General features: G+C 50.9%; 6 protein-coding genes. All 6 read left to right on the top strand.

The features are described from left to right. Nucleotides 1–24: 24 nt before the first annotated feature. The 6 genes from ADN00_RS00935 (at nt 25) to ADN00_RS00910 (ending at nt 13,204) form a co-directional block, all read left to right on the top strand. Nucleotides 25–1,434, top strand: coding sequence for an RNA polymerase factor sigma-54 (locus ADN00_RS00935; protein WP_075061070.1), 1,410 nt, complete (start codon nt 25–27; stop codon nt 1,432–1,434). Nucleotides 1,435–1,436: 2 nt separating this feature from the next. Beyond that, nucleotides 1,437–3,386 carry an ATP-binding protein gene (locus ADN00_RS00930; protein ID WP_075061069.1) on the top strand — a complete coding sequence of 650 codons (1,950 nt, stop codon included), beginning with the start codon at nt 1,437–1,439 and terminating at the stop codon, nt 3,384–3,386. Continuing rightward, nucleotides 3,383–4,567 carry a sigma-54-dependent transcriptional regulator gene (locus ADN00_RS00925; RefSeq protein ID WP_075061068.1) on the top strand — a complete coding sequence of 395 codons (1,185 nt, stop codon included), beginning with the start codon at nt 3,383–3,385 and terminating at the stop codon, nt 4,565–4,567. Before ADN00_RS00930 ends, ADN00_RS00925 begins: the two co-directional genes overlap by 4 nt. A gap of 74 nt (nt 4,568–4,641) precedes the next feature. After that, nucleotides 4,642–4,965: a hypothetical protein gene (locus ADN00_RS00920; RefSeq protein WP_075061067.1), complete on the top strand. Its 324-nt coding sequence runs from the start codon at nt 4,642–4,644 to the stop codon at nt 4,963–4,965. A 41-nt stretch (nt 4,966–5,006) separates the two neighbouring features. Beyond that, nucleotides 5,007–10,415: a tetratricopeptide repeat protein gene (locus ADN00_RS00915; protein ID WP_075061066.1), complete on the top strand. Its 5,409-nt coding sequence runs from the start codon at nt 5,007–5,009 to the stop codon at nt 10,413–10,415. 32 nt (nt 10,416–10,447) lie between these two features. Further along, a complete protein-coding gene (locus ADN00_RS00910; RefSeq protein WP_075061065.1) occupies nt 10,448–13,204 on the top strand; it encodes a C25 family cysteine peptidase in 2,757 nt (918 codons plus the stop codon). The last annotated feature ends 26 nt before the right edge of the window (nt 13,205–13,230 follow it).

The following is a 13,230-nucleotide window of genomic DNA, read 5'->3' as shown; positions in this document are numbered from 1 at the left end:
AATCAAAACTCCAGGGGATGCTTCATGTTTCAACTGCACACACAATCCATCCGGCCGCTTACCACAGCGCATCTGGCACAGACAATGACGCTGCTTAGTTTAACCGTCGATGAATTGCGCCAACAAATTGATTCCGAATTGGCTGCCAACCCCGCCTTGGAACTGGTTGAGGAGCGGCGCTGCCCAACCTGTAAGCGGATTCTGCCAGACTCTGGCGCCTGCCCGGTGTGCAGCAGTCCCAATAACCTCGGGCAGGATGAACCTCTGGTGTTCATCTCGCCACGGGACGATTTTTTTAGCAAAGAAAAATCGTCTGAAGACGAGGCAGATTATGGGGCAGACAGCTTTTCAACGGTTGTTGAAGACCTGCCAACGTATGTTCTCCGCCAGATTGCCCCAGACCTTGAAGTCGCAGATCGTCGGGTGGCGGCCCATTTGCTGACGCATCTCGATGATGATGGATTATTGGACAGCAACTCCATTCCTGAGCTGGCTAGATATTATCATATACCCATTTCCCGAATTCTTGAGATTCAAAAACTGATCCAGCACGCGGACCCGATTGGGGTGGGTTCATGTTCACCCAATGAGGCCATGCTGGTTCAGCTTGATGTGCTGCAAGATGTGAGTGATATTCCACCGCTTGCCTATTCTTTAATTGCGGATGGAATGAGCCTGCTCAGCCGGCACCAATACGCTGAACTGGCTAAAAAGTATCACTCGACTGCTGCCGCCGTTCAGGATGCATTCCAATTTATCAGTGAAAATCTGAACCCATACCCGGCGCGGACACATTGGGGGGATGTGCGTCAACCAGCGGCAGACACGGCGGAGGTATATCATCACCCTGATATCATCATTGGGCACATCAATGAAGATACGTCCATGCCACTGGTTGTGGAAATCATTATGCCTATCAGCGGCACCCTGCAAATTAACCCGATGTTCCGAAAAGCTATTAAGCAGGTGGATGAATCCAAAAAAGAGGAATGGAAAAGCGATATTGAGCGGGCGTCATTGCTGGTAAAATGTTTACAGCAGCGAAATCACACCATGCAACGCCTGCTGTTGGAAGTTGTGCAGCGGCAAAAAGAAGCGATTCTGATCGGAGACCGGCACATGGTCTCTCTTACACGCGTCGAGCTGGCCCGGCAGTTAGATGTGCATGAGTCAACCATATCTCGGGCGGTCGCGAAAAAAACTGTTCAGCTGCCGAATAAAAAGATAGTTCCGCTTGCCTCTTTTTTTGACCGCAGTTTGAATGTGAGAACGGTATTGTGTGATTTAATTGCGCGCGAGAACCGTCCGTTGAGTGACGCGGAGCTGGTCAAGATGCTCGCAAAAGAAGGTTTTCAAGTAGCCCGCCGGACGGTTGCAAAATACCGCGCGATGGAAGGAATTTTACCCGCTCTCCTACGCCACAACCCGGTATAACTATGATCCAATCTGGCAATTATGCTTCGCTGCCATCCATTTTTCGGGGAAAACAGCCAACCCTGGAAGACTTTGGCAGTTTGCTCAACCTGATGCCCGAAGCTGCGCTTCTCGTGGATAAGAAGCGCAGCCTTATTCTGTACGCCAACAGCGAGCTATTGAAGGTCAGTGCATTTAGCCTGCGGGACTTAATCGACAGGCCGTTGAGCGATCTGTTTGATAACGCGCGGCTGGAAACCGCTGAACAGGGGGCGGAATTAAGCGCGGTGATGTTGCGGCGAAAACGAGACCCCATCAAAGTCCGCTTGCAGTTGACCGGCGTCGATGCCGCCGGTCAGTGGGCGGTTCTGCAGGTGGATATTCCCAAGAAGACTTCAGAATTTGGCAGCGCTGATCAGGACGCTGATTTACCGAAGCTATTGGAATTAACCCGCCTGGTGGAAAGCTCTGGGTTGGACCATCTGATGCAGGAAATGCTCAGGGTCATTGAGGGAATTTTAAAAACAGATTTGATTTGCGTTTATCAGGCTGTGGGCAGCTATCCGCAGCTGTGCAAAATGGTGAGTAGTGAGGCAGCAGGCATCTTTCCAGACAGTATTCCTTCGACTGATTTAATCCGGCTGGCAGCGACCAATATTTGGACTTCGGGTAAGCGCGTGCAAACCGAGCTGCACCGCGCTGGCCGGATGGCGAACCTCGCCCAAGTGATTTCAACCCGTTTGGGAAATGAGAATGCCAGTTTTGGTCTGCTGGTAGCAGGTTTTACCGAAAGGCAGTCTCGGCAGCAACTTGATCTTTTGTTTGAGTTTGTTGCCAATTATTTGAGCAGCAACCTTCAACACTTCACCCTGGTCGATAACCTGAAAAAAGAGAGAGACCAGTCGGCAAGGAAGTTGAGCATTCGCAACGATTTGCAAGACAATATCAAGGAGGGGGTGCTGGTGTTAACCCCCGATTTGCGTATAGCGGAAATGAATCCGGCGGCAGAATTAATTCTAGGGTATGCTGAAGCAGAGGTGCGCAGTCACCTGGCTGATAATATCTTAATCACCCCCGAAGGATTAATGCCAGCTTTGGAAGCCGCCAGTAGTGGCATGAAGATGCCGGGCTTGACGAAAGTAAGTCTGCTTAAGCGGGATGGGCAGCTTTTCCCCGCAAATATTCAAATCATTCCGACTTTTCAGGCGAACACAGTCCAGGCGATTCAGGTGGTCATAACCGACTTGAGCGAGAATGAACAGATTCGCGCGCGAACCCAGCACCTGGAACAGCAAGCAGCCATTGGTGAAGTAACCGCGGTTTTCGCGCACGAAGTGCGAAATCCCATTAACAACATTTCCACTGGCTTGCAATTGCTGGCAACCCGCATAAACGGTGAAGACCGGAACCAGGAGCTGATTGGACGAATGCAGAGCGATTGTATTCGCCTGAATGATTTGATGGAATCAGTATTATCTTTCTCACGGCCTATGGATATCCGTTTACAACCCGTCAACCTGGATTTGCTCTTGCGGCGGGTGATTGATCGCTGGCGTCCACGCATGACGCGCCTGCGTGTTGAAACCTATTACCAGTCTGTTGACCAGCTGCCGTTTGTAAGAGGTGATTCACGTTCCCTGGAGCAGGTGTTCACGAATCTAATCAGTAACGCGGTGGAAGTCATGCGCGACACCGGTGGAACGCTGGCGATCCAGGTCTGCATCAGCGAGCAAGTGACCAATCCGCCGCAAATAGAAGTTACGGTTACTGACAATGGCCCGGGAATACCGGATGAGATTAAGAGCCGGCTGTTTGAGCCGTTTGTTTCCAACCGTCCGCGAGGAACCGGCTTGGGGCTGGCTATCACCAAGCAAATTGTAACTGCCCATCGCGGCAGCATTTATGCCAGTTCATTCCCTGGGGGAACGGTGTTTCACGTTCTGATCCCCGTTGATAATGGAGAGAATTTATGAGTTTAACAATTTTGATTGTGGATGATGAAGAAAATGCCCGCCGCAACTATGGTGATTTTCTGGAGGCGAAGGGGTATGAAGTGATTGGGGCCGCTACTCTGGCCGATGCTCGAAAGTGCTTGCAGCGCGGCGATATTGAATTGGTGCTGCTGGATGTCCAACTTCCCGATGGCTATGGGCCAAATTTACTCCACGAGACCGCGCATTTGCCGAACAAGCCGCCCATGATCTTAATCACTGCCTATGGCGATATTGAGATGGCAGTGGAAGCGATGAAGAATGGGGCACACGATTTTTTGACCAAACCGATTGAGTTCGCGCGCCTGGAGGCTTCCATTGAACGTGCGGCAGAGCTGATTACCATGCGGCGGGAATTGGCTCATTTTCGGCAATCTGAGCAAAAGAAAGTACAGTTTGTGGTGGGGAAAAGCCCCAAAATGCAGGCGCTTGTCAGCCAGGCGCAGCGAGCGGCAGCGATGTCGGTCTCGGTGTTGATCACTGGAGAGACCGGCACCGGCAAGGAAGTGTTAGCGCGGTTTATTCATCAGAGCGGACCGCGTGCCGGAAAGTCGAGAATTTCTATCAACTGCGCTGCCATTCAGAATACCGTGCTGGAATCAGAGTTATTTGGTTATGAGGCAGGCGCGTTCACCGGGGCAGAACGGCGCAAGCATGGATTGATGGAGGTGGCAGATGGGGGTGTCCTGTTTCTGGATGAGATTTCATCCATGCCGATGGATACTCAGGCCAAGCTGCTGCGGGCAATTGAAGAAAGAGCTTTTCGCCGGGTGGGCGGAACCAATCTGATTCAGGTTGATGTGCAAATTGTGGCTGCTTCGAACCGCGACCTGGTTAAAATGATCCAGGATGGCAAATTCCGAGAAGACTTGTACTATCGCCTCAAGGTTGTAGACCTGGATTTGCCACCGCTGCGCGAACGGAAAGGGGATATTCCTGAATTGGTTGGTTTCATCCTGCGCGAGAAGAACAGCCAGATGGGCATGAATATCACCGATGTTACTCCAGTCGCGATGAAAGCCTTGATGGAGTATGATTGGCCAGGCAATGTTCGCGAATTGAGCAACGCCATCGAACGGGCGCTTTTATTCTGTGATGATGAGTCGATTGATCTGCAGCATTTGCCAGCAGATATTTCCAGCCGTAGTCATACCCAAATCTAAAAATGCCTATCCTGGCATAGTTCTTGCATCATTGCCTCTTGAGAATTCACGCGAATTCATTTCAGGAGGCAATGATGATTCCCATTACTGTACATGATCTGATCCTCACGATGGCCGTCTCGATGTTTGTGATCGGACTGGTTTCAATTGGCGCTGGTGTTTTTTTGCTGGTTACAAAAATTATCGGCGAAGACGTTAAGACAATTGCCAAGCAAACCACCCAGATTGCCCAAAAAGGGCTGGCGGATGATATCGCCGGACTGGTTGGGAACGCGTCTTCGTTGATTGAGGGGCTAAACCAGTTGGTCAAGACGACATCTGGAATTGGCACCTTTCTGGTTGTGGTGGGTATTGTAATTGTGGTTGCTTCCTTCCTGATGGCGTTGCAAATTCTTTAACCGTATAAAAACCTATTCACCCAAGATTAAAGGGGTATTCAATGCAAGAAATTGATTGGATGCGGCAAATTCAACGAAAGTACTCTGCCAGCCAGGCTTCATTTTTGGTTGCTGCGCTCCGGCAAGAAGACCTGATCTGGAAGGCGATCTTCGAGAGTGATTTATCAGACCGTATACTTGCAGCCAGTGAAAATGACATTTCCCGTTGGCTGCCTGCTTCGATTCTGATTGAGCAGATTGGCGAGCCTATTTCGGTGATGGATTTGAAATCCTACCCATTATTGCCCATTGAGCCCAGGTTGCAAAAACAGGCGGTTAGCCACTATGAGACGTTGCTGCGTGAATCTCGTTTGCCTTCCAATCTGACGGAAGCAGGGCTCGCGGCGCTTGCTTTGCGCGAGCGGCGGCGGGTAAAGAATAACTGGACCGGCCTGGTTCAAGAGTTAATCGGCTGGGAATCTGCTCACCAGCCTGAGCGGATTCGCCAGTGGAAGGGCGTGCTGGTTTGCCTGTATGGAATGGTTCCCGACCCGGCAGAGATGTTGATGAGTCTATTCTCAACCTGTCAACCACAGGACGCGGTGGACCTTGTTTTGCATATTCTGCTGGCTAATTGCCTGGATCAGGAAACCTTGATTAATCGGTTGACGGCCTTTCTGGTTGAGATTGAAGAATACCTGCCCACCCGGTGGCTGCGCCGGTTGATCGCTACGGGCCGGCAAGAATTGGCCCGCGAACTGGCTGGCACACTCTTAATGCTGCGAGCCAGACGCACGGAGGCATCGTCATTGAGGATGGATTTATGGCAACCTGCCTCTCAAGTTCTGGATTTGCACGAGAACTCTGGTTTGTTGGCGGCCTCTGGCAATACTGAAGAAGCTGGTTTGCTTCAAAAGAAATTGCAAAAAGACATTGAAAGCTGGCGAAGAGACATATTGCTGGAGGAAATCGCGAACCGGCGGACAACGCTGACACAAAATGAAATTCGAAATTATGTTGAAGTCTTCCAGGCAGACCCCGTGCAGCTTACAGAGCTTCTGATGCAACTGGCAGAGCTTCCAGAGGACAATTTACCCGCTTCAGTTATGGAGTCGATGCCTGCGGTTTTACACTTAAAAAATGCTCTGAATGTGATGAAACGGGACCGGTCGGAAGCAAATGAAGCCAGCGTGCGAAAAAGCCTGGATGATTTGCGAAGAGAAATGGGAATGTCAGGCAAGGCTTACGCCTCGCGATTGGATATGGACTGGCACCCTGAAGAGTTTTTAAATGATCTTCTCGCGTTACAGCTATATCGGGAAGCCGCCACTTTTGGAGAAATGCTGCTCAATGAACGGAAAAGTGATCACAGACTATGCAACGGTCTGTCGGCTGCTTATCAGAAATTAGGAAATCAATTTGACGCAACCAGTTATGGGTATCTTGCCAGTCTGCTCAAACCAGACCGGTTGGAGTATTTACGTTCTCTGGGCAACATTCTAGAGTGCTATGAGGATTGGGAGAGCGCTTATGAAATGCGGTTGCGCCTGGTGGAAACAGGCCAGGATGCGGGTTTGGAAGATTGGATTTGCCTGGCTGAATGTAGTTTGAAAACCAAGCGGTTTGAAAAGGCAGTCGAAGCTGGCCGTCAGGCGCTATTAATGGATGGGCAGAATGGTCAGGCTCACTATGTGGTGGGGCTGGCGAAGTTATCTGCTGGGGAGGTGGAAGATGGCATCGAACACCTGACCACCGCAACTCTGGTAAAGCCCGAAAACCCAGATGCCTGGTTAAGCCTGGCAGAGGCGTATTCCCAAACCAGCCAAACCCAGCACGCCCTGGAAACGCTGCGGTCAGCCGCATTGTCTGTGCCAGAATCAGCGGAAGTCAATTATCAACTGGCGGTTTTATACCAGCAAAACCAGGAATTTAGTGAAGCATTACCCTTTTTGAAAAAAGCGGCTTCCCTCTCTCCCCATTCTGCCGAGGTGGCCAGCCAGTTAAGCCAGACGTTGTTAAATCTTGGGTACCTGGATGAAGCTGAGGGGTTTTTGGAGCAGGCGAGAAATCAATGGCCTGGGAATCACAATATCGCGTATACCCAGGCGAAAGTTTTTATCGCGCAGAATCGCAAGAACGAGGCTTTGCTTCCCCTCGAAGTGGCGGTTAAAGCCAGGAACGCGCCAAAAGAGTGGTTTATGCTCTACGCGGAAACCCTGGTAGGGGATGCGCAACTTGTCTTCGCCCGCGAGGGCAAGGTGGATTACACCCGATTGGTGAACGCCAAGCAAGCGCTCGAGAAAGTGCTGGCGTTTGATCCTGATGACCGTGATGGGCAGATTCTGCTGGCAGAAGTTCTGATTGCTAAAGGCGAGTATGAGCCCGCGCTGGTGATTTACCAATCCTTAATGGAGGGAATGGATTCGAGCTTTAGCGGTAAAGACTGGCGTATTCGCACTGGATTCGGTAAGGCGGCACTTCAGTTAGGCAAGGTTGATGCGGCTTTGGCATCATTGCAAAGCGCGGCGAATAGCCAACCCAATCAGGCCGGGATTCTTCAGTTGTTAGCCGAAGCGTACCGGGCAGCTGTTTTGCCAAAAGAAGCCATGCAAGAAGCGAACCGGGTTTTGAAAATGAACCCAAATGACCCGGATACTTTAATCTGGTTTGCGCGTATGGCCTTGATGTTGGGAGATCATGAATCCGCAATCCACACATTGAAGTGCCTCACAGAACTGCGTCCAGAAAAATCCCATTTTTGGATCGAGCTGGCTGGTTTACAGGTGGAAGTGGGCAGGGTGGAAGAAGCCAAGCGCACGCTCAATCAGATGCTCAGCCACGAGACTGTGAATCTGGACGGGTTCAAGAGAGCAGCGAGTTTGTTCCTTCAAATTCAGGATTATCAGCAAGCGGCTTTCTGCCTGGAGCGAGCTGTGCTTTTGGACAACTCGAAAGACGCCGATTTACTTTTCATTCTGGGATGCCTTGAGTATCTGGCCGGTTATGATAAAGCCGCGCTTGGGCACATTCAGGTTGGTACGGAACTTGAGCCCGAATCAGCGCCGTTCTTTGTATTGGAGTGTGACATACTAAACCGCCTGGAACGCCATCAAGCGGCTGAGGCGTGTTTAGAACAAGCGGCTAAATTGGTGGAAACACAAACCGCTTTGGCAGTGCCGGCAGACGCGATGATTAACCACCTGCCCGAGGTTTTCATTCGATCCATAACGCTGCCTGAATATGTATACTTGCGGAAAGCAGAAGCCTTTCTTGCGGCTGGAGACCAGGTTTCTGGTGAAGGTTATTTGCAGCAGTGCCTGTCGCTGAACCCGGGGTGGTCAACCGCGCGGTTGATGCTGGTGGAAATGCGGCGCAGCCATCTGGAGACTGAAAAGGCTGTTGAATTGATCGATGAGATGGTGAATGACCTTTCCTTTGACCAGATTGTTGAAAGTGAAAGACGCTGGTGGGTTGAGCTGCTGTGCGCGAAAGTTGAAATGGAACTGGAAAAAGGCCATTATCAAGATGCCGCGCGTTCCCTTCAGCCTGCATTGGCTTTTGGTCCCGAATTTCCTCGGGTGATGGCAGCCCAGTCCCGCATTCTCGTTTCACGGGGTGAGTGGAAGACCGCGGAAGGGCTGTACCTAAGCGCGGTGAGGGGATTGGAACAAGGTTTTTCTGGATCAGCCGATTTTGAATGGGTTCTTCGTCACACGCCCAATCTCTTCCGGCTGTTGGATACCACATATTTATGGATGTCGCAGGCGGCAATTGATCATCACCGGTGGAGCCAGGCAATTGCGTGGTGCGAAGAATACCTGGAATCACTGCCAGCCCACCTGGGAGGCCAGCAGATTCTGGTCAACCATATTCTTACGCTTGTTGAGGACCGTGGTTTATATGAAGATCTTGGATGTGATTATCACGCGCCTGTGACCACATTACCCGACGCCGCGTATTCGGCCGCATTTGATCGGGCAGCCGACCTTCTTTTGCAATCCGAAAAATGTCCTCAGATTGAATTTCTGAAAGCGTTGGCAGAAGCGGCGTTCAAGCCATCCGCAGAGACAGTCGGTCTGGCTGTTTCTAAATTAGTAAACCTTGAGCGGGCATCTCTATTGCTGGCGTTGTTGCGGCGGCATGGTAACCAGGCGGGCGCGCTGCAAGTTGCAGTCAAACTACCCCAAACATACCGGACAGTGATCCAACAGGCGTTATGCTTCCTAGAAGAGAACACAGAAGTTGGATTGAAACATCTTGAAAATCGCTTACTGGCTGAACCCGAGAATCCACTCCTGATGGCGGCTAAAGCTGAATTGCATGCTGCCGCTGACCAGCCAGAATTAGCTCTCAGCGCGTTCCAGAGCGCGTTATCCGTTTGGCCTGAGGAGCCGAAATGGCAGGCGAGCGCAGCCCGAATGGCCGAAAAAATGGATGATATGGAACTGGCTTTACGTCACTGGCAGAGCGCGGTGCGCTGCCAGCCAGATGATGCCGGTTACCGGATGTCGCTAGCGGCGGTGTATCTGAGGCGGCAACTGCCTTCAAAAGCATTGGAAGTACTGGATCCCATACAAGAGAAGAACGCCGGGCAGGCTCAACTGTGGGCGCTTTATGCGCGGGCATTTTTGCAAATGCGGTATTTCGAAAAGGCATTGAGCTGCGCGCAAAAAGCGATTCAACTCGAACCGCGGAGTGGTGAGTACTGTCTGTTAGCCGCGCAAGTCGCGCGTGAATCCGAGAATTTGAAATTAGCTCTGAATTTTGGCGTGCAAGCATTTTCTCTCGAGAAAAATTCTCTCCCAATTACACAATTTTTGAGCCAGATTCATACGGAAAATGGTGATTATGAAAAGGCTTTGAAAGTGATTGAACAATCTTCGCCTGCGGTACAGCAAACAACCATGGCACTGCACGCGCGTGCATGGCTCATTCGCAACATCCATGGCGCTGCAGTGGCGCTGCCTCTGCTGGATGAAATCATCGAACGGGAGCCGAGGAATGTTGAGGTGATTGCAATGAAGGCGGAATTTTTGTTGGAAACTGGCGATTTGAAAAACGCAGAAAAGACAGCCATCGAAGCCTTGAAATTGGATCCTCGCCAGTCGCGATTGAATTTGTTGGTAGGGAAAATGAAACATAATTCCGGGCAGCTTGATCAGGCTGTGCAATTCTTGAGCGAAGCGATCCGCCAGAATAATGAGGAGATCGAAGCGTATTTAGAATTGGGGAAAACGTATCAGGAGCGCCGCGAAAATGGCAAGGCTATTCAAATATATCAACAGGCCATACGCGTGTCTCCCAATGATTTCCGTCCGTACTTCAACGCAGGGCTTATTTTGAGAGAAAGCAAAGATTATGTTGAAGCGGAGATCATGTTGCGCAAAGCCGCTGAATTGTCTCCCGATAATGTCAATATCCGCCGCCAACTAGGCGCGATTGTTGCACTGAATCTTGTGCATAATTCTTAGGAGGTTAGCAAGAACCTATGAGGCAACCACAAATGAAAGCATCTCAGACCTTGAAATCCATATCGCGTGAGCGCTTGTTTTTATTGTTGCGCACCGCGCTTTCAACGCAAAGCTATCGATTCGCCCGCCAGGCTTCTTTACTATGGTTATCCGCTTATTCGGGTGATTTGGAAGTTGGTTGTATGCTCGCCCAGGCGTTGAGTGGTGAAGGAAAGAGAGAGCAGGCAATCAAAATTCTGGAGAGACTGGTTGAGGTTGATCCTGAGTTTTGCGAAGCGCAAGACGCGCTATGCAAACTCGGAGATCAGGCTGGAATGGGTGTTAGCCAGCAGAGAAAAGAAATCCTTGCCGCTTTGGATGGTCTTTCCCATCCAACCAGGGCGGAGATGGATTCTTTCTTTACTGAGAGCGGCTTGATTGAAGATGGCATGGGTAAAGAAAGACAGATTGTGGAATTGATCACCCGCTACCCCAGCGAGGTTTTGCCCGCTATTCAGCATTTGTCTCTGGTCTATCAACGGAATAATGATGCCGAGACGGTCAATTTGGCTAAGATTTACCATAAACGCTGGCCCGAGTGCCTACAAATAAAACTCATTCTGGCAGACGCACTCATTGAACTTGGCCAGGATTCGCAGGCCATCCATCTACTGCACGAATCGGTTGCGCGGGATGCTGCCGCACAGGTGGCAAGAAGGTTATGGGGCAGTGATTTTAAGTACCGTCCTTTGTGGCCAGAAACCTTTGGCATAAAATTTGATTTGCAGGTGCCGCCGGAAGTGGCCCGCCAATTAGGATGGAACCAATTGGGGCAGGGTGACGCGCATGCGACAGCGGCATTATTGGTTGAAGAAACATCGCAAGCTCTCGCGCCAGAAGAAACTGTTGCAGACTCCCTGGAAAGTCTTTATGAGGCTGCGCAATCCGACGCCGAACCTGAAGAGGTATTGGAACCCAAGCCGGCTGATGAAGTCCTGGTAGAGATGCCCCAGGTGAGGACGGCGTTTGACCAGCCTGAAACGGCTGCATACGACAAGCAGGACGTGCCTCCTATCAGTTCTGGTGGGCCAAAAAAATCAGCGTCCCGAACTCGCACCGAAAAGAATGTTCGCGTTAACCCGATTGAAGAGACGTTTGAAAAATTGGCCAAGAAGTTTAAGAAACCTGAATTGGTGCGCAATGACTCGCGCTTTCCGATGTATGTCATTTTTTCTTCCAAGCTGGGATTGGAAAAGAAATATGGTTTACAAACCCGCATCGTATTGGAAAAAGAAATGAAGCGCCTGGAAGACGCGATTAAAAAGCGGCCGGGATGGGGGGCGATGGTCTTTATGCCGGATGATATTGAAAGCGCCAACCAGCTTCGGCTTCCCGCGGTGGATGAGATTGACCCATGGAAGTTAAAACTGGCGCTGGCTGACCTGGACCAGGCGCTAAGCAAAAAAGGCGCGATGATTGGCGCATTGCTAATTGTGGGTGGGCCCGATGTAGTGCCTTTCCACAAACTGCCCAATCCAACCGATGACATGGACCGTGAAGTGTATTCCGATAATCCATACGCGACGGTGGATGGAAACTATTATGTGCCCGAATGGCCGGTGGGGCGGCTTGTTGGTGAAGCGGGCACAGATGCCGGCATGCTGCTGGACCAAATCCGGCGGTTGACGAAAGCGCAGGCGCAACAGACATCTGAAATTCCTTGGTGGCAGATGTTCCTTCAGCCGATCATGGCCTTGCTGGAAACAGCTTCAAAATTCAAGCCGAAATCCATGCTCACCCGCAGCCAGCCCTTTGGATATACCGCGTCAGTATGGCGGCGGTCTTCCATGGCTGTGTTCCGTCCCGTTGGCGATGGGAAAACTCTACTTGTCTCACCGCCACAGTTCTCAGGCAGTTTTGAGGCGAAAAAGGTGGTTGAATCGCAAATTGGTTATTACAATCTTCACGGGTTGGAGGATACCGCAGAGTGGTATGGCCAGAAAGACGTCTCTGAAAATTATAACGGTCCCGATTACCCCATTGCGCTTTGCCCGCGCGACCTGGTGAAGAACGGCCGCGCGCCCAGCGTAGTCTTTTCCGAAGCCTGTTATGGCGCGCACATAACCGGAAAAACCGAAGATAAGTCCATCGCGCTGAAATTCCTCTCGATTGGCAGTAACGCCTTTGTCGGCTCAACGGGAATTGCTTATGGATCAGTGACTACGCCGTTGATTGGCGCGGACCTGCTGGCTTATCTCTTCTGGCGCTATATGAAAGAGGGGAAAACCGCAGGAGAGGCTCTGGTGCGAGCGAAAGTGGATCTGGTACAGCAGTTGAAGCGAAGTCAGGGATACCTGGATGGAGAAGACCAAAAGACCTTGATTTCGTTTGTTCTGTATGGAGATCCGCTGGCGACCATCAATGGGCAAAAAGGCGATATGAAAAATTTCGCGCGATCCAAAGAGAAAGTCAGTGTCTTGACGGTCTCGGATAATGGTGACCAATCACACGTCGAAAAAGTTGTGCCGGTTGAAATTTTACGGGAAGTCAAGGAAGTGGTTGAAGATTACCTGCCGGGTTTGTCGGATGCCGAAATTCAGGTGCGGCGGCAAGAGGTGCCGATGGTAATTTCTTCGCAGGGAGAGCGATTCCCGGACCCGGCGGCAAAGGTTCAGAGCGAACAAAGTGAAGAACAGGTATTGGTAACGATGAAGAAACAGGTAACGGTGGCGCATCACGTTCACCATCATTTTGCGCGAGTGACTCTGGATCCGAATGGAAAGATGGTTAAACTGGCGGTTTCGCGCTGATTTCCTCTCAGTAGAAAAGCGGTGAA

It is taken from the genome of Ornatilinea apprima (assembly GCF_001306115.1).
GTDB lineage: Bacteria > Chloroflexota > Anaerolineae > Anaerolineales > Anaerolineaceae > Ornatilinea > Ornatilinea apprima.
Note: the sequence above shows the minus strand (reverse complement) of the source record. Positions and strands in the feature narration are given on the sequence as shown.

What these genes read in the sequence shown, in the direction of transcription:
- ADN00_RS00935 (WP_075061070.1), top strand. Translation starts at nt 25, where the DNA reads ATGTTTCAACTGCACACACAATCCATCCGGCCGCTTACCACAGCGCAT.
- ADN00_RS00930 (WP_075061069.1), top strand. Translation starts at nt 1,437, where the DNA reads ATGATCCAATCTGGCAATTATGCTTCGCTGCCATCCATTTTTCGGGGA.
- ADN00_RS00925 (WP_075061068.1), top strand. Translation starts at nt 3,383, where the DNA reads ATGAGTTTAACAATTTTGATTGTGGATGATGAAGAAAATGCCCGCCGC.
- ADN00_RS00920 (WP_075061067.1), top strand. Translation starts at nt 4,642, where the DNA reads ATGATTCCCATTACTGTACATGATCTGATCCTCACGATGGCCGTCTCG.
- ADN00_RS00915 (WP_075061066.1), top strand. Translation starts at nt 5,007, where the DNA reads ATGCAAGAAATTGATTGGATGCGGCAAATTCAACGAAAGTACTCTGCC.
- ADN00_RS00910 (WP_075061065.1), top strand. Translation starts at nt 10,448, where the DNA reads ATGAAAGCATCTCAGACCTTGAAATCCATATCGCGTGAGCGCTTGTTT.